At 33.3% G+C, this 18618-nt stretch carries 16 protein-coding genes; 8 read left to right on the top strand and 8 right to left on the bottom strand.

The window, feature by feature from the left end:
• From tnpA to BM000_RS15880, 5 genes are all read right to left on the bottom strand, one after another.
• A partial coding sequence (tnpA, locus tag BM000_RS15900) for an IS200/IS605 family transposase (RefSeq protein ID WP_143063953.1) occupies nt 1-287 on the bottom strand: 287 nt, incomplete at its 3' end.
• 680 nt (nt 288-967) lie between these two features.
• Nucleotides 968-2608 (bottom strand): TnsD family Tn7-like transposition protein, encoded by a 1641-nt coding sequence (locus tag BM000_RS15895; protein WP_091500232.1) that lies wholly within the window; start codon nt 2606-2608, stop codon nt 968-970.
• Nucleotides 2609-2626: 18 nt separating this feature from the next.
• Nucleotides 2627-4270 carry an ATP-binding protein gene (locus BM000_RS15890; RefSeq protein ID WP_245751710.1) on the bottom strand — a complete coding sequence of 548 codons (1644 nt, stop codon included), beginning with the start codon at nt 4268-4270 and terminating at the stop codon, nt 2627-2629.
• Nucleotides 4257-6401, bottom strand: a complete 2145-nt coding sequence (locus BM000_RS15885; protein ID WP_091500230.1) for a DDE-type integrase/transposase/recombinase — start codon at nt 6399-6401, stop codon at nt 4257-4259. Before BM000_RS15885 ends, BM000_RS15890 begins: the two co-directional genes overlap by 14 nt.
• Complete coding sequence (locus tag BM000_RS15880) at nt 6385-7230, bottom strand: TnsA endonuclease N-terminal domain-containing protein (RefSeq protein WP_091500229.1); 846 nt, start codon at nt 7228-7230, stop codon at nt 6385-6387. Before BM000_RS15880 ends, BM000_RS15885 begins: the two co-directional genes overlap by 17 nt.
• Nucleotides 7231-7377: 147 nt before the next feature.
• On the opposite strand from BM000_RS15880, the gene BM000_RS15875 reads away from it, so the two are divergent.
• Complete coding sequence (locus BM000_RS15875) at nt 7378-7581, top strand: helix-turn-helix domain-containing protein (protein WP_091500227.1); 204 nt, start codon at nt 7378-7380, stop codon at nt 7579-7581.
• 71 nt (nt 7582-7652) lie between these two features.
• Complete coding sequence (locus tag BM000_RS15870; RefSeq protein ID WP_091500225.1) at nt 7653-9503, top strand: TnsD family Tn7-like transposition protein; 1851 nt, start codon at nt 7653-7655, stop codon at nt 9501-9503.
• Between the two features lie 43 nt (nt 9504-9546).
• On the opposite strand, the gene BM000_RS16895 is transcribed toward BM000_RS15870, so the two are convergent.
• Both BM000_RS16895 and BM000_RS15860 read right to left on the bottom strand, forming a co-directional pair.
• Nucleotides 9547-9702 carry an antitoxin VbhA family protein gene (locus tag BM000_RS16895; protein ID WP_177178332.1) on the bottom strand — a complete coding sequence of 52 codons (156 nt, stop codon included), beginning with the start codon at nt 9700-9702 and terminating at the stop codon, nt 9547-9549.
• Nucleotides 9703-9755: 53 nt separating this feature from the next.
• Entirely contained in the window at nt 9756-9953 is a 198-nt protein-coding gene (locus BM000_RS15860; RefSeq protein WP_091500222.1) for a DUF7695 domain-containing protein, read from the bottom strand.
• Nucleotides 9954-10149: 196 nt separating this feature from the next.
• On the opposite strand from BM000_RS15860, the gene BM000_RS15855 reads away from it, so the two are divergent.
• Genes BM000_RS15855 through BM000_RS15840 form a run of 4 tightly spaced genes read left to right on the top strand, consistent with a single transcriptional unit; the run spans nt 10150 to nt 14639 of the window.
• Entirely contained in the window at nt 10150-11190 is a 1041-nt protein-coding gene (locus BM000_RS15855) for a cyclic GMP-AMP synthase DncV-like nucleotidyltransferase (protein WP_091500220.1), read from the top strand.
• Nucleotides 11191-13041 carry a ThiF family adenylyltransferase gene (locus BM000_RS15850; RefSeq protein ID WP_091500219.1) on the top strand — a complete coding sequence of 617 codons (1851 nt, stop codon included), beginning with the start codon at nt 11191-11193 and terminating at the stop codon, nt 13039-13041.
• Entirely contained in the window at nt 13016-13525 is a 510-nt protein-coding gene (locus BM000_RS16890) for a Mov34/MPN/PAD-1 family protein (RefSeq protein ID WP_245751708.1), read from the top strand. The genes BM000_RS15850 and BM000_RS16890 overlap by 26 nt, the downstream gene beginning before the upstream one ends.
• Nucleotides 13518-14639 carry an SAVED domain-containing protein gene (locus tag BM000_RS15840; protein WP_091500216.1) on the top strand — a complete coding sequence of 374 codons (1122 nt, stop codon included), beginning with the start codon at nt 13518-13520 and terminating at the stop codon, nt 14637-14639. The genes BM000_RS16890 and BM000_RS15840 overlap by 8 nt, the downstream gene beginning before the upstream one ends.
• Nucleotides 14640-14746: 107 nt before the next feature.
• Here BM000_RS15840 and BM000_RS15835 read toward each other — a convergent pair whose 3' ends face one another.
• Nucleotides 14747-15790, bottom strand: coding sequence for a flavin-containing monooxygenase (locus BM000_RS15835; RefSeq protein ID WP_091500240.1), 1044 nt, complete (start codon nt 15788-15790; stop codon nt 14747-14749).
• Between the two features lie 272 nt (nt 15791-16062).
• On the opposite strand from BM000_RS15835, the gene BM000_RS15830 reads away from it, so the two are divergent.
• Nucleotides 16063-16446 (top strand): ArsR/SmtB family transcription factor, encoded by a 384-nt coding sequence (locus tag BM000_RS15830; RefSeq protein WP_091500214.1) that lies wholly within the window; start codon nt 16063-16065, stop codon nt 16444-16446.
• Nucleotides 16439-18598, top strand: coding sequence for a heavy metal translocating P-type ATPase (locus BM000_RS15825; RefSeq protein ID WP_091500213.1), 2160 nt, complete (start codon nt 16439-16441; stop codon nt 18596-18598). The genes BM000_RS15830 and BM000_RS15825 overlap by 8 nt, the downstream gene beginning before the upstream one ends.
• Nucleotides 18599-18618 lie beyond the last annotated feature (20 nt).

The raw sequence follows: 18618 nt of genomic DNA, 5'->3' as shown, positions 1-18618 counted from the left end.
AAGTTTGCGTGACGATCAAAAATCATTAGACTGCTCTTTCCTTTTAAATATCCCATGAATTGCGAGACACTCAATTTTGACGGTATACTTACTAACATGTGTATGTGGTCTGGACATGCATTTGCTTCATGTATGGTGACGCCTTTTCTTTCACATAGCTCTCTTAATATTTTCCCTATGCTTTGTTTATACTTGCCATAGATCACTTGTCTTCTATACTTCGGTGCGAACACGATATGATACTTACATTTCCATGTTGTGTGTGCTAAACTATTCTTATCCTGCATTTAGGATACGCCTCCTTTTGTTTTAAGATGTGGTAGGTCGGGAAACCAACTTCATCTTATCACTTTGGGAGGCTTTTTGTTACCTCGCTGTAAGCTTTCCAGAACCCCCGGCATAGCCAGGGGTTTTCAAAGAACGTTAATTAAAAGGCTGGATCCGTATTGGATCCAACCTTGATTCGTGTTGATTTTAAGATTACAAAGCCATTAAACCCCTGTTTTACTTCTCGCTTGCTTTTGCCATTCAGATATAGCTACTTAACAGTAAGTACCTAGTTTTAGTAAGGAGAAGGCAAGGGTAGCAGTAAACACATGTACATTGACAACTAAGTTGTTCCACAAGCAAGTGCATGAATCCTATAGTTGCGTCGTTAATATTTTCCATTATACAACTAAGTTGTTCTCAAGTTAATATTATTAATGAATTTTTATTTACAACTAAGTTGTTCCCTCAACATTTAATATGGAAAAATCATGATACCAAAAGCACTAAATTCGCTTAATATAGCTGCGCATAAACCGTCTTCAATCAGAAATATGATTCAGACTAAAATTAATTATACGAGGGGAAAAGAAATTTTTAATAAACTTGATTTAGATGAAGTAAGTTAAAATTTCTAAGGCTGTGTGCACTAGTTACACATCCTTTCTAAATTTTTTTAAGAGAGGAGACAATACACATTTTACATTTCGAGAAATTTGTCTATATAACCTGCTGTCTTGGTGAAAAAGTCCAATTCCTCATTTGTATACTTTATATATGTATACAAATGGGACTCAATCATCTCCCTAATAATTTCCTTACCTGTATACTGACTTAAAATCATCCTATAGAACTGACTTCTAAGATTTTCTTTTAACTTTCTGTCTCTATTATTAATGAAATTTAAGCTTATTACTTTATTTTCAAGTTTATTAGTGCTCTGATTAAGCCACTCGTTATCATTTCTGTATAACCATGAGTACACAGGTAAATTTGAATATTTTAACTCTAAGATGTGCTTATCCAAATTAGAGTTGACGATGGAAAGCCACTCCTCTCTATACACTTTATAATCTGCTTCTTTGATAACATATGTGTCATCTTTTTCATGAAGATAATACTCTAAATTAACTTCACTAATACTTAGTTTTGTTGCCAATTCACAAATCGGCATTTTTTTCTTGTAGAGGTAATAATCTATATACTTACCTAATCTGGAATAAGTAATTTTAGAACTACTATACATTATCTCATCATCCCCAAACAAACCTTCAAATTTCATACCACAATAACAGCTATAAGATATCTTTCGAACTGGTCGCCTATACCCATCACTCTCTATACTACGGAAAAATATTTGAGATCGTCTACGTTTCTCGGAACACAATAGATTTTTGCACTTCAAGTAATTATTAACTTTAATTATGCTAATATCTTTAAAATCTTCAACAGTAATTCTTAGAAAGCAAATTAACATTAATTGCTTTAAAATACTACGCTCACGTCCGAAAAAAGAACTGTTGAGTTCATCTACGAAATTACTTAGATTAACTCTTGTTATTTCATAAAAATCCTTGCCTACAAAATAAGTTATTTGTTTTAGTAGTTCTGCTTTTTTTAATATTCCATAACGATCAAACAAGTTCATTTGATCAATAATTGCAACATTTCTCCGTTCAGAAATATCCAATATTTTGTAGTTTTTAACTGTTAGTTTCTCGCTTTCCTTTGCAAGTAGTAAAAGAAAATTCAAAGTCTTATCTGTGATATTTTTGAGGGGATTTGAAGAAATACAACAATTATCTTTTGTTGCAGGAATCAGACCTTTCGCTTTTAATAACACTGTACTTTTATTTAAGAGCTCTTTGTGTTTAGGACAAACAAAGACTGATGGAATTTGAAAAAATGCTCTCCAATAAGTCTCACCATAGTTTTGAAAATCTTCGTCCACACATTTATTACAAAACATCAGATAACCATTTTCGTCTGTTAAGTTTAATCCACTTGATACAACTTTATTTACTACTTTATTTCGATCACCATATAAAATATTTGAATATATTCTTTTAGTTTCATAAGAATGTTTGGTATTAAGGTAAAAGTAAAACAGCGTATGATTTTTCATAAGCTCATGTGGTGAAAGATAATAAAAACAATCTATTTCCTTATAAATTGCCTCAAGATTATATGGAATTACTTTCCCCAATATCTTCGTTATCTTTGAATTGTAAATACTATTTATGACTTTTATATCATCTATCTCTAACGATCTCCTAAAGTATCTCGCCAGTACACTATAAAATAGCTCACCCGGATAAGGTCTGGGAAAATATCGCAACATCTAATACCCCTCCTCAAACTACAAAAGCAATTCTTTAGTAATTGAATTAATAAACCCTGCTTCAATTAAGGCTTCTCTTGCAGTGAGCTGATTTTCTCTCCCTTTCTCAACAATACTTAATAATTTATTTGATTGCTTATTTTTTTTCTCCTCTAATTCTTTCTTATCCTTTGCATTCTCCCAGTCGTCCATTTTCTTCATGACCAAAAACATGCCATGTTTTATATCAACAGTAGGGTTTTCTTTAACAACATCCCTTGCTAATTTTTCTGCAAGCTCTGCCTCGATATCTAAGGATATAAGAGTAACTATTAATTTTTCCAATAAAGATATTTCTTTTTTCTTACGATTATCTGCTTGCTTCTCTTTCTCAATTTGGATCTGATGCTGCATATTCACCCTTGATATTCTGGAGGTTAAGAATTCCTCTAAGTTTAAAGGTGTTATATCTTCATATTTTACAATTTCTGATACCTTTCCCGACTCCAGAGCCTTTAGAAATGGTATAACAAGCTTTAAATATTCTTTTTTTACATGTCGTACAACATCAAAAGATAGTTCCTCTATTCCGCATTCAATAACGTAAGACTGAGCAAGAAAGTACAATTTTAGAGCAATGTCAGTTATGCCTTGACTTTCTTTATATAAGAAATTAATCCAGTCATCTGTTAATTTAGCTTCTTTTTTTGTCCATTGATATTCCCACATGCAGCTTATTAATACCTGCCAACTATCATCATTTTTCATTTGTTCCCAAACCATATCTCCATGACCACTACTTCTACGAGCTTGTCTAAAATCTTTTTGCAAAATAGACTTGGCCTTCATTGTTCCAATTAGCATTATTGGAACGCCTATTTCATTGACCATCGTAACAAAGAAGTTCATAAGTTCATCAGATTCACTTTTTTTATTTGCTAATAGGTGTTGAATTTCATCAATGATTAAAGCACCCAAACAGTGTATTCTTGCCACTTGTCCCATTCTTACTACCATCGAGCTATTAGAAAATCTTCTGTTACCATATTTCTCAAAATAATTAGTACCTAAGAGCTGATCAATTTTTAGAAAGAAATCCATGCACAGTGTTTTAATTGAACCGTCATGTGGAGAATTTAATTTTAAAAAAGTAATTTGAAATAAATTTAAAGGGTATTTATGTACGATAACCTGGGGATAAAGAGAGAGAACCCTTTCAATAGCTGATGTCTTACCAATACCTGAAAAACCCATCAAAGTAAAGCTAGAAGAAGTGGTTCTAATATCGTTTGATAACCCTAAATCATACTTGTTAATTAACCTATCTTTAAGCTCGTTTAGTACCATTGTATGTTGCTTTGAATCAGGATTTCGATTGACATAACCATAACGTAAAAAACGAGAAAATTTCAATTCTAATTCTATCGTCTTATTAGTAGGTTGGTAAATTCTAGTAATTCTTAATAACGCATGGTAGCGATGATGAACTGATAAATTTCGTTCTTCCGGGCGATATTCAGGTAAGTAACTTAATTTTTCATAAGATTCTTCAAATGATAAAATAGGAGGGAGGGCTTCTATTAAAGGATTACCCTTGAAATCACTAACCTCTTGCTTTGTATACACTGCGTAGGGAACTTGAATCCCATTTGGAAGATTAACAATATCTTTATCGGTCATCATTTTTTTTCATCCTTTGTTTGGTATAAAGATCAATTATTGAGTATGTTTCATTCTGAGTGACTAGGTTACTTTTATCGTTATCTTTTTTTTGCAGTAGAGTACGTGTAGTTTGATTTTCAATTTCAAAAGAATCAGCTACATATCTTGTATTTCTTTCATCAATTCTTTTTGATTTTAGTTGAGTAATTTTCTTGCTTTTACTAATAGATGGATCATGCTCACTTTTCTTTAAATTAGTTGCTTTTTTCACTATCTCTTCTACTTGTTCAAATAAATTAACTTTTTCAGTTAACTTATCATATCGGAAACTATTATAGGTCTCTTTTTCAAATTCAATTAACTGATTAATCTCTCCTAAAGATTTATTTAAATACTTTTCTTGATGAGGTAAAAGAGTACAAACATTATAGGGGGTTTCATGTTCTATTTGTCCTGTAACATGCAAAAAAATAACATCCATATTTCTAGGGTCATATGAGAACTTCATTTTCCATCTTTTTTTCCTTGCTTTGACAAACCAATTTTCTTTAATTGCCAACTCACAAGAATATAAAAGTGACTTAAAACGTATTCCTTCTGCTGTAATTGATGCTATGTCGGTCGGCAATAAATAAAAATCCACCAAATTCTTGTTAAGCGTACGTAGATTTCCATATGTTTTTAATCCCCAATTCCACAGCTCGATGGGAATGGGGCGGACATTCTCTTTAACCATATACTCATTTCTCTCATAATTTGGCATATAATGATTGTGGTTATAAAATTTAATAAAGTAAACGATGACTTTAATATAGTCATCAAGAGTTAGTGTTGCTTCATGCCTAAAATCCTTTGATCCTCTTTTATCCGAACCTTTGTGTAAATAGCCAGGTAATAAGGGGCGCATAAGCTCGTGTGAAGAGTGGAATAACTTCTCTACGATCCCTTTCCAATCAGGTCGATATGGTGGGTTATTATGTATTTCTATACCGACTCCATTAGCCAAAGAATCTGCAAAGCCACTCTCTAATTCTCCTCTATCTCCTATAATTGCACTAGGCAACCCTTTTACTGGCCAATCAGAGTTGCTAATCTCTATACCTATTTTCTCACAATATTCCTTTTTATCAGAAAATGCATTCTGCAATGCAGTTGCCATGCTTATCCAAGAAGCATTGTTCAAACTTATATAGAAGCCAGTAATCATTCTACTGAAGACATCAATTACAAAATAAAGAGTCGGTTTTCCTACCAGCCAATTTTTATTAAATCTATTTAATAAAAAGATATCAGCTGGAGTAGCGTCAATTTGATACAGCGAACCAGGACCCAGTGAGTCATATTCAGTAGAACCTAATAATTTTCGGTGATTTCTTTCATACGCAGCCTCGCCTTCGCGTTTTTTAATGACATCTTCTAGACCATACATTTTTTTGTACCAATAGGAGAATTGTCTATAGCTTGGGATGTCCTTTTCATCTTTGAGAATCATCTTTTTCTTATTTTCCGTATATATATAACCTTCTTTAAAATAGTCCTTAATCATCATCTCATACGCATGTGTTAAGGAAGGTTTTGATTTAGTTAAATAATATTTATTAATTGATTTTCTAAATACCTCTTTAATGCTTTCTGTAATTAATATGCCACCTCCGTGTTCTCTAGGTCGACCCGTCTTATTTCTGTAGGCGATATCTCCTTTATTACCACAGTTTATATAATCTGGGAGGAGACTATTAATTACCTGACCTCGTTGCCAGTATTTTCTAAGATATTTAATAATTGTTTTATTTGAAACACCAAATTCTTTAGTTGCTTCCTTAATCAATATTACTCGGGTCTTTTTTTCATAGATATCAGGTTGCTCTTTAACTATTTTTTTAATGACTAACCACGCACGATCTCTAATTTGTATATCCTTTTCTTTAATCTTATATCCAGCTAATCGTCTCGCTAGAAAATTATCTTCAGCAGAAGAATAAATATTATTATATAAATCTTCTTCAATTTTTTTTAAGTTGACCCTTATGGGAGTTGCTTTTTCATTAGTAATGTCCGTAACATAACAATAGTTTAGCTCTCTATCTATCCACAGAATTCTAAGTTCTTCTTCTGTAGTTAAGTTTTTAATTACATCATTTACTACTAACATAATTGTAATCACTCCCCATAATCTGACTGTCTATACTTATATCTTGAATATTCAGATTTCTCGGATTAATTTTTTCACTTAAATCTATTGAGATAATTTTATTTGCTAGAAGATATTTAAAATAATTCAAAGCAGAGCCTGAGTCCAAAGCATTACTTCTATCAAAACTATTAAGTAAATTAAATAAGCGTATAGGACGTGTATTTGTCTTAGAATCAATTAATTCCTCTAATAGAAGGTTTTCTTTATTATCTGCTTTTTGCTCAAGTGAACGGTAGGGGTGAAGCAATTCTATATTTTTCACCTTATGTTTGGGAATATCTTTTTGTGTTATTATTTCCCAACTAACGTTTTTGTTATTCCAGTAGGCTCGTTCAACTTCTAGCTTGTTCAATACATTTTTATATTCCAATTGATCTGCTGGCTTAATGGCAACAGCGAGGGTTTCAATCTTTCCATTTCTTTTTATCGTAACAACAAAATCCGTAGTCATCGGTATTAGAACTTTAGTAGTTCTGTCTTCTATATGATTTAACCCTTTCTTTTTTGCAATTTCTATAGTATCTACTCGATCTAAAGGAAATTGCTCACGGATGTCTAAAACACTGTCGCTCCACTCTAAGATATAAAAATAGTTTCTCTCTATATTAGAGAAAAATTGATGGATTCTTCCGGTTTTCCACCCCTTTATTCTGGTGCTGTTACCTTTACTAGGAACATCATGCACCGTTAACCAAGGCTTATAGTTGGAGAGTTCACCAGCACCTCTACCATCCCTATAATATTTATCAATTTTCTCTTCAGTCCAACCATAATTTCTTTTAGCCATGTAATCACCACTTTTAAGAATTTGTTTGTTCTTGTCAAAATCGGGATAATGTATAAAATATATCTTAGACTGTAATTTTGTGTCGATTATATCGTTAAACGGATATTAATTCAAGTCTACTTACAAAAGCTTAGGAAGGAAGATTGTATGATGGATACGATTGGGGATAGATTTAAAGATCTTAGAAAAAGAAACAATCTTAAACAAATAGATTTTTGCATGGAGGTTGGTATCTCGCAAGGAACATTAAGTGATATTGAAAAAGGGAAAAATAAACCATCAATAGATACCGTAATCTCAACTAGCAATAAATTTCACATAAGTACTGATTGGCTTTTAAAAGGGGAATAGTATTACTTGATTATCTTCAACTAAAGTTGGAGATAATTTTTTGTATAAATTATACGGAGGAGGTAGATACAATGTTAAGCTTTTTACCCAAGCTATATCCAGGTGAACTAATGTATAGTTGGCTCGCAAGATACCACGTCCAATCAGGAAATACAAGCTTTAAACAAACTAATTTGGATTTATTTGACTCTCCTTCTTATATATCTACTGCTGATTTACCATGTCAATTAAATATTTTCTATAATAAATCAAAACATTTCTCTCTGCCACATCCAGAAACATTAATTAGAGAACATACCTTTTATAATTACTATTCGGCTTTTGCACCCATTCATATAAAGAAAAAAATAATGAGCAGCATGTTGAACGGATCTCATCATGCTTTGCATATGCTGATAGGGCATATGGCTAGTACAATTAAAGAGAATAGATTTTTCAGATATTGCTCATCATGTTTTGAAGAGAATAATTTACTTTATGGAGAGCCATATCTACATACGATTCATCAACTACCTAGTTGTTTTATATGTCCCAGCCATAAAGAAATTCTAAAGGAAACATCCATTCTATTTCGTGGTCAAAACAAACATGAATACAAACCACTAATAGGCGCTAACTGTACGCCTATTAGTGTTGTCAAAAAGGTTGAGGATAAGACTTTTTTGTTATTATATGCATTAGCATTAGAGAGCAACATTCTACTACAAAAAAATCTTCAATTTGATCCTGTAAAAATACAAAAAAAGTATAAGTGGCTTCTTAAAGAAAATGATTTAATAAGTACGAAGGGGAATATAAGACAGCGATTACTTCATAGAGATTTTCTAAATACTTTTAATGCAGAAACATTAACGATTCTACAGAGTCATATTAGTCAAGAAAATGAATCAAATTGGTTGAGATTAATAACAAGAAAGCACAGAGTTAACTTTCATCCAGTTCGTCATTTATTAATGATAAAATTTCTGGGAGCTTCAATTACTAATCTTAACAAGGCGAGAAATCCCCTACCTCCATTTGGAAAGGGGCCGTTTCCTTGTTTAAACAAAGCAGCTGTACACTATAATGAGGATGTCATTAATCATGTTAGTATTTCTTACTGTTCAAAAACTAATAAACCTATTGGAACTTTCTCTTGTGAATGTGGATTTGTATACACTAGAAGAGGACACGATCCTAAATTGCATAATAAATTTGTAATAGGGAGAATTAAAAAGTTAGGACCAGTGTGGGCGGACAAATTAGAAGAATTAATTCGCTCTAAAGAATACAGTTATAGAGCCATAAGTAAAATATTAAGCGTCGATACAAATACAGTTATAAAGTATTCAAAGAACTTGCACGAGCAAAATAAGCAACAAAGATCTGCTGCTCCTATTATAATTCAAGACCACAGAGATATTTGGATCAATCTACAAACCCAGAATCCTTTAAAAAGCAAAACAGAACTACGGAAACTCGAACCCAATACTTTTATGTGGTTATACAGAAATGATAAGCACTGGTTAGATAAGCATTCACCAACGCAAGTAATCAAAAAAAACAACTACTCGTCAAAGGTTGATTGGAATGAAAGAGATAGTACTATATCTAATGAAATTATTCCGATCATAGTTGGTCTCATGAATTGCGCAAGACCTGTAAGGGTGACTAAGAGTAAGATTGGGAAGTTAATAAACAAGTTAGCGCTATTAGAGAGACATTTAGATAAAATGCCTTTAACCAACTTTATCTTAGAAGACGTCACTGAAACTGTAGAGGAGTTTCAAGTAAGACGTGTAAATTTTTATTATAATAAACTAATCAATCATAGAAAAAGCCTTAGTTTATGGGAAATAAAGAAGGTTGCTGGTCTCCCAAGTAGAATCCATTTAGGAAGTAAATTGCACAAAAATCTAGTGCGACTCGGACTTTTGGATTAATAGGGAAATCTATTCTCTCTAAACGCTTTTAACATTGAGTAAATTACTTGGATATTCGTAACGCATCAACTTTGCTTATAAATTCTTGAAAGCTAATGGTTCCGTCTGCTTCACTTCTTGCTAGATCCTCTATTTCTTTAGATATAGTAAATCCCTCTATCTCAAGTGAAGCTTTGGCTGATTCAAATTTTCCACTCATAATATCTACTCCGTTCCAATTAGATTCTTGTGGGTTTGAAATTATAAGAAGGATCACAAATAGATGGAATTGTTAAAATCAATATAATCCTCCTCAGCTCCGCCACTCGGCCATGAAACTTTTTGATAATCAGTACCACCATCAGTGGTTATTGCGCCACACTTGCAACGCTGGAAATCATGTCTATGTTTAGATTCTATAGTGTCTTTACATTTTTTACATGTAACTATGTTTTTAACTACTCTTTTCATTTTTTGGTCTCCTTATAATTTGCTAAGCACTTTTAAATTTAGCAGAATAAATTACTTAACATCTAAAGCCTAGTATACCAAATTAAATACTAGTTATCATTGAGTTAAACTCAAAAAATTGCTTCTATTTCAATGCCATAACCCTTTAACCGTGTTATAATTTAGATAATTAAATCAAAAAATTAGGAGGGCAATTATGGCAGATCTTAAATCCCAATTTAACTCGTTTCACGATACTATTAAATTAAAAGAAGAGACTGAGGTACTAAGTAGTAAGAGGGATATTATTATTAACCGAATTAAAGATAAGTTACCAGAAAATACGGACTATAGCTTTGAAATTTTTAATCAAGGTTCATACGCAATGCATACTGGAATTAAGCCTTTAGATTCAGATTATGATATTGATGTCGGTTTGTATTTTGATATGTCAAAGGAAGATGTGAAACCGGTTGAGTCCAAGAATTGGATTTACAACGCTCTTAAAGATCATACATTAGATGTAAAAATTAAGAAAGCGTGTGTGACTGTTACCTATGCAGCTGGATATCATGTTGATGTTACAGTTTATTCTGCTAACAATAATGATGGCAAGGTATACCTTGCTAAAGGAAAGCCAACAAGTAATACCGCAGATAAATACTGGGATGAATCCAATCCAAAGGACCTTATTAAGGAAATTCGTGATCGTTATTCTGACAAAGAGGACCGCAAACAATTTAGAAGGATTGTCCGATTTTTAAAAAGATGGAAAGATAATACATTCTCTTCAGTTAACGGAAAGCCAACTGGGATCTCCTTAACTTCTTGCGCATATCATTGGTTGTCAATCCAAAAAGAAACAGATCTATTTTCTGGTGTAACAACATATAAGGATCTCGATGCCCTAATTTGCGTTGTTTCCATAATGATATCAAATTTCCGAGAAGAGCTTGTGTTGATTGATGAGGAATATACATGGGTATCTAGATTAAAAGTAGAGCTTCCTGTTGAACCAAAACCAGATTTATTTGAAAAGATGACCTCAAAACAAATGGAAACCTTCAAAAGTAAACTAGAGACTTTTTTAGAAGCTCTTGAAGAAGCTAAAGCAGCAACTGATCCAACAGACGCTGCTGAATTATTAGAAAAACAATTTGGATCTGACTTTCCCATTCCTTCAAAATCTTCAACTGGCAAGAAGGCTATGGCTGCTGCTGTTATACCTAGCTCTGAATCTGCATTCGAGTTACTTTAAATGGCATATTCTTTACAGAAACTAAAACATAAATTGAACGAGATTGACCAAGACATTATTCAATCTTTTGTTATTAGAGAAAAAGTAGACCTCAAAGATTTTATGGGATGCTCCGAAGTAGCAGATATTGAGGTAATAGTAAATGAGAGGAAAGTTAAATTAGCAGTTGGCTTTCCTCCCGAATTCCCAAACGAACTACCAAAATTTTATGATAAAGAGGATCAATTTCATTTAATTCCACATAAGCTATGGACCGGATTTATTTGTTTTACTAGAAGCGAATCACTGATAATAGACGTTAGATATCCTGCTTCGATTTTATTAAACTGTCTTTTAAAAGTAACAAAAATACTGGAGGATGGTGAAAAAGGGTTAAACAAAGATGATTTTACAAATGAATTTGAAGTGTATTGGCAACAAAAATGCTTATTAGACATCACTTTTTTAGCTCATATTGATACAACTAACGCAAAAGTTAGAGCAATGAATTTATGGTTCGAGAACATAGAGGAAGGACCTAACATTATAATAAGCGCAGAAAAAAATGAGGATTTAGATAATACAATTAATAACCTTTTTCATGTAGATGTTAGTAAGGCGACTAAATATAGATGTATATACATTCCTTTAAAGAAAAACACCTTCTTACTACCACCACACCAAAGTAAGGAGTGGGATTTAAACGAACTTAAATCAATAGTATTATCAAATATAACTAGTGAGAATAGAAGAAACTATAATAAGATTGTTACAACTCCAACAAAAGGAGTATTTCCAAACTTAGAATTCATAATTATAGGATTGCCCACACCATCAGGTAACGTAGCACTATTTGGTTATGGAATTACTGGTAACGCCTTTCCTTTAAAATCATTAAAGGGGAAAGGTAATCAAAGAAAGCAGATTCATCCTTTTATGCTCAAACCAAAGGACGCAAAGCTCTTTGAAATGCGTATTAGAAGATGGCATCCTAATCATCTACTGAATAGAACAGGTGGACAACCGATGTTGAAGAATAAACATGTCATGGTTGTGGGGGTCGGTTCTGTTGGAAGCGAAGTTGCAGTGCGATTTGCCAAGGCCGGTGTAAGCAATATTTCTTTAGTTGATTACGATATAATGTCATTGGATAACGTTCACCGTCACGCACTTGGAAGTGATCAGGTGTTCATTTCAAATGAAAAAGGGTTACTTAGCAACAAAATGAAGGTGAACGGAGTAAAAGATGAAATAAATAGAAAATATCCTTTTACCAAGGTTGAAGTTTTCGAAAAAAATTTTTTATCTTTAATTAATGAAAGCTTTCTTAATAGTTTAGGCATAGACATGCTCATAATCTCAATAGGATCACCTAATATAGAAATGCTTATAAATGCGAAGATGCATAAATTGACTAAAAAAATCCCTACAATCTATACATGGGTAGAGCCTCTTGGTATAGGAGGCCATACTTTAGTTACATTAAATGGTCATAGAGAGGGTTGCTACCAATGTCTTTTTAAACCAAATGAAGAGTCACCAATATTTAATCGTTCGGCATTCGCAAAGCCAAATCAAGACTTTTCCAAATCAATTACTGGTTGTGGATCAGTATTTACACCATACAATTTCTTGGATAGTGAGCGCTCAGCTATATTGACAGTTGAGGCAGGGGTTAAAGTATTAATGGAGAGCATGAATGGCAATCCATTATTGTCATGGAAAGGTGATAATTCAACTTTTGTGGAACGTGGCTTTGAGTCAACAATGCGCTATTCTTTTAGTAATGAGCGTTTGGACGAGACAAAATATTCTTACAGGGATGATAGCTGTACTGTTTGTTCTAATGAAAGTAGGGATTCACATCAATAGAAATTTAGTCTATACATTACCAAATAATAAAATATTGTTTATCCGACCTGAAGCATTGGCTAAGATGCATCAATATAAACAAGTCAAATGGCGAGATACAGAGGCTGGCGGAATTTTAATTGGAAGAATACTTATTGAAGATGGCAATTATATAATAGATGAGGTTTCGGAGCCTATGTTAACTGACAAAAGAACTAGAATAAGGTTTATTAGAAAGCCGGATGGACACCAAGAGTACTTCAATAAAATATGGAAAAGAGAAAAAGGAACGTGCTTTTACTTCGGTGAATGGCATACACATCCTCAAAGAATTCCCGTGCCTTCAAGAACTGATAGAAAAGAGTGGAATAGATTAATAAATATTAGCTTCGAGGCAGATTTTTTGTTCTTTATAATAATTGGAATAGATGATTTTAAAGTCTATTGTGGGTCCACAAGTGGCCGAAAAATATTGGAATTAAATAGGAGGTATGAACTTGGTTAAAAAAGGAAAAAAGCCAAAAAGAAGGCAATTAACCCGTCCAGAAATTTTTCACCTGTGGGTTGCTTGTGGAGGGGTATGTTCATTTGAAGGATGTAATAAAAGGTTAATAGAGCGTTCAGGCGGTGATTTAACCAATGTCGGAATAGGTGCCCATATAATAGGTCATGCCAAAGGTTCTGCACGCCATAATTTTATGGAGCAGTATGGTTATACCCAAGAGACTCTAGAAGATATAACAAACCTAATGCTAATGTGTTCATACCATTCCAAATATATAGACGATAAACATACAAGAGACAATTTCCCTCCCGATATGTTATTTGAAATGAAAAAGAAGCATGAGGAAAGAGTTGCTTCCTGGTCAGAGACTAAGAAAAAGAAAAGTATAGCTTTAATACACAAAAGGTTAGGTGGTCCTGTATTCGACTTTGAAATCGAAGGAGAAACTCCTCACATTTTACTCGATGCAGTTGAAGATCAAGAAATATTTAATGACTTTACAAATCAAGGGTGGACTGATGGAAAGGAAAGAAACAAGGAACTTTTTCGAAATTTTTCAAGGAAAATAAAAGATAGAAAAGCAGATGTAGGAGAAATATTCCCGCTATCTCCTATTCCATTATTAGTTCATTTAGGCTCCTTACTTACAGATACGGTACCAATTTCTACATATCAATATAATAGAGAAGATGGATTATGGGTCTCCAGTAACCCAGGCTTGAACAAGGATATATCATTAGCCTGTTCTATAGAGACAAATGGATTACCTCACTTAGCTGTTTCTGTATCTGTTAGTGGAATTGTTAAGATAGATTCAATTCAAGAAGTCCTTGGAGAAGAGTTTGATACCTTATCCTTTGAAATTAATGAACCTGGATTAAAAAGAGTTTTATACAAAGAGGATGTATCTAATATTCAAGCTAGAATAAAAAATGAAATAGAAAACCTTCTACAACGGAATGATTACGAAAAAATTCATTTGTTTTATGCTGGACCAGCAGGGCTAGCCATTGAGATAGGACGAGGAATTAATACAAATATCTGGAGTGAAGTGTGTCTCTATCAGTACAATAATAGAATGAAGCCAAAATATCAGTATGCTTTGTCTATATAACGTTAAATAAGAAAAATAAATTTAATTTATAAAAAGTCAATTCCCTTTTGGAAATGACTTTTTATTTTAACTCTTATCATTTTTTTTAAAAAATTAGCATTATACTTCTAACTAATAATACTATTTAATAGATATTCCGCATCCCTACCCACTCCACAAACTAATGCTGAACCACGATGATATTGCCAAGGTAATCCTATAAAATAAAGATTCTCTATTGGACTAATACCACGATTATGATTAGGCTTTCCAACTTCGCTTAAAGCACCCTCTATATTGATCCATTTATAGGAAGCTTTAAAACCTGTAGACCATATAATTATTTGGGTATCTATCTTACTTCCGTCTGCGAAAAATACTTGCTTACCAATAACTTTCTCTACTCGAGGTTTGATAGTAATTTTATTTTTTCTAATCATTCTCTTTAGTTCATATCCGAAGATCGGATCATTTCTCTTTTTGAAAAGTTCCCCTCTTTTCGTGTCTAACCCTGCGTATAATAAATTACACTTATCCAACCATTTAAAGATACTTTCCCCTAAGACCCTTAAAGGTAGAAAATTCATTTTATGGGACGTAGCAAGATAAACATTCTTGCTATTAGCTAACTCTACAGCTATTTGGGCCCCAGAATTTCCACCACCCACAATTAATACAGAGTCACTAGATATAGCTTTTGGATTTGTATATTTCGAGGAGTGAATATGCTCAATCCCCTCACTATCTTTGTGTATTATTGGAGGAATAAATGCGCTCTGAAATGCACCTGTAGCTACGACTACCTTTTTTGCTGCTAATTCTCCTTTAGAAGTTTGCATGATAAAAATATTCTCTTCCTTTTTTAATTTTTCAACTTTAACATTCAAGGCGACTGGTAAGTCAAAATATTGTACATATTTTTTTAAGTAACTAGCCATTTCTCCTTTTGTAGGGTATCCATTAGGGTCACCCTCCATTAATAAACCAGGTAAGGATGAATAATTTCTAGGTGTAAATAAAATTAGAGAATCATACCTTGAGTCCCATTGTTCACCGATGTATGAATGGGAATCAATCATTAAATGACTAATACCTTGCTTCTTTAACTTTTGGCTCATTGCAATCCCAGCTTGACCAGCTCCAATAATAATTACCTCATGTATCACATTTATATCCCCATCTCCACGATTTTTATTTAAATTTTTCATAAGCCATATTTTATTTTCTAATTATACTAGCCTTTTAAGTTTTCTACCTAGTCTGATAAGGCCTAAATTGATTCTACTTCGTTATCAAATTATGATCATAATATGTTAATGTGATCATATTAACATATTATTTAAAATTATTCAAACTCTTATTTGATTGTTTTGTTGACATTTAAATCAATTTAGTATTATATATACTTATAATCAAACATACATTTGAATGAAGGTGGATTTTTATGACCCAAAAGGTTAAGCAAACATATGATACTTGTGAAATTTTTTGCTATGACGAAGAAAAGGTAAGTCGTGTAAGCTCAATTGTAGAAGAGAAAAACCTTTCACCTATTGCAAATATTTTCAAAGCATTATCAGATGAAACAAGGCTAAAAATAGCCTATGCCTTGGTTCTAGAAGAAGAATTGTGTGTATGCGACGTAGCGAATATAATTGGTGCGTCGACGGCAACCGTTTCTCATCACTTACGACTTTTACGTAATTTAGGTATTTGCACAAGCAGGAAAGACGGGAAGTTAGTGTTTTATTCTTTGGATGATAAACATGTGAAAATGCTTGTGACAGCATCAATTAATCATAGGGAGGAAGTAAATAGCCGTGTTTGAGGAAAAAATAGAAATTGATAAAAATGTTTACCGTGTTGAAGGCTTTAGTTGTGCAAATTGTGCTGGTAAATTTGAAAGGAAGGTAAAGGCAATCCCAGGGGTTGAAGATGCAAAAGTGAATTTTGGTGCTTCTAAAATTTCTGTATTCGGTCATGTTTCTGTTGAAGAATTAGAAAAAGCTGGTTCATTTGAAAACTTAAAGGTAAGAGCAGATAAACCTAAACAAGTTTCTCAACAAACAGTTGAAGAGAAGCAAGAAGAAGAAGTTCCATTTTATAAAAAGTATAGCACCTTGCTTTATTCAGCTACCTATCTTATTTTGGGTTATCTATCTTCATCTATAAATGGAGAAGATAACCTCCTAACAGTCCTTTTATTTTTAGCATCCATGTTGGTAGGAGGATTATCACTCTTTAAAGTTGGTTTCCAAAACTTATTACGTTTCGAATTTGACATGAAAACGCTAATGACTGTTGCCGTCATAGGTGGAGCCATTATAGGCGAATGGGGAGAGGTTGCCCTTGTTGTCATTCTCTTTGCTATCAGTGAAGAGCTTGAACGCTTCACCATGGATAAAGCAAGAAATTCAATTCGTTCTCTAATGAACATTGCACCAAAAGAGGCTCTTGTTAGACGAAATGGTCAAGAATTAATGATACATGTTGATAATATCTCAGTAGGTGATATCATGATTGTCAGACCTGGACAAAAGATAGCAATGGATGGTGTCGTTATTAGCGGACACTCATCAGTCAATCAAGCAGCAATCACAGGAGAATCTGTTCCCATTGAGAAGGAAATAGATGACGAGGTCTTTGCAGGGACATTGAATGAAGAAGGTTTATTAGAGGTTGAAATAACAAAATTAGTTGAGGATACAACTATCTCTAAAATTATTCACCTTGTTGAAGAAGCACAAGGGGAACGTGCCCCATCACAAGCATTTATAGATAAGTTCGCAAAGTACTACACACCTACAATTATGGTAGTAGCCACTTTAGTAGCCGTCCTACCTCCGATATTTTTTGATGGAAGTTGGGAAGCATGGGTTTATCAAGGCTTAGCTGTTCTTGTAGTTGGTTGTCCGTGTGCTTTAGTCATTTCCACTCCTATTTCAATTGTTTCAGCCATTGGAAATGCAGCTAAAAAAGGTGTATTGGTTAAAGGTGGCATTTATCTTGAAGAGATCGGTTCATTACAAGCCATTGGCTTTGATAAAACTGGAACTTTAACAAAAGGCATTCCAGCTGTAACAGATTACCAGGTGTTAAATGATCAAATAGCTAAAAAAGAATTGTTTTCTATCATTACAGCTTTAGAGTATCGTTCTCAGCACCCCCTTGCTTCAGCAATTGTAAAAATGGCTGAGATGGAGCGTATCAAGTATGCTAACATTCAAGTAGATGATTTCACATCTATTACAGGTAAGGGGGTTAAAGGAATTATAAATGGGATTACTTATTATATTGGTAGTCCAAAGCTCTTTAAAGAATTATCCTCAATAACTTTTGATATGAAATTTGAAAAGGGCGTTATTGAACTCCAAAATGAAGGTAAAACTGCAATGATTGTCGGAACAGAGACGGAAATTCTGGCTGTTATTGCGGTTGCAGATGAAGTTCGAGATTCTAGTGAAGAAGTCATTCAACAGTTACACAAAGCCGGAATTAAAGAAACTATTATGCTCACAGGTGATAATCAAGGTACAGCTAATGCTATTGGTAGACATGTTGGTGTATCTAAGGTACTGGCAGAGCTAATGCCGGAGGATAAATTAGATCATATAAAAAAATTACGTGAGAAATATGGTAAGGTGGCTATGGTCGGGGACGGTGTAAACGATGCTCCTGCCTTAGCAGCTTCTACAGTAGGGATTGCAATGGGGGGAGCTGGTACCGATACAGCCCTCGAAACAGCTGACGTTGCTTTAATGGGGGATGATTTAAGAAAGCTTCCATTTACAGTGAAACTAAGCCGTAAAGCATTAAACATTATCAAGGCAAACATTGGCTTTGCTATCACAATTAAATTTATTGCATTACTATTGGTTATTCCGGGTTGGTTAACACTTTGGATTGCGATTCTCTCAGATATGGGGGCAACCATTTTGGTAGCTTTAAACAGCATGCGACTCATGCGAGTAAAAGAATAAAACTTAAGGAGCGTTAGGAA

Origin of the sequence: Amphibacillus marinus (genome assembly GCF_900110345.1) — a bacterium.
In the GTDB taxonomy this organism is placed as follows: Bacteria; Bacillota; Bacilli; order Bacillales; family Amphibacillaceae; genus Amphibacillus_D; species Amphibacillus_D marinus.
The sequence above is the reverse complement of the archived record's forward strand: the minus strand, read 5'-3'. Positions and strand labels throughout refer to the sequence as shown.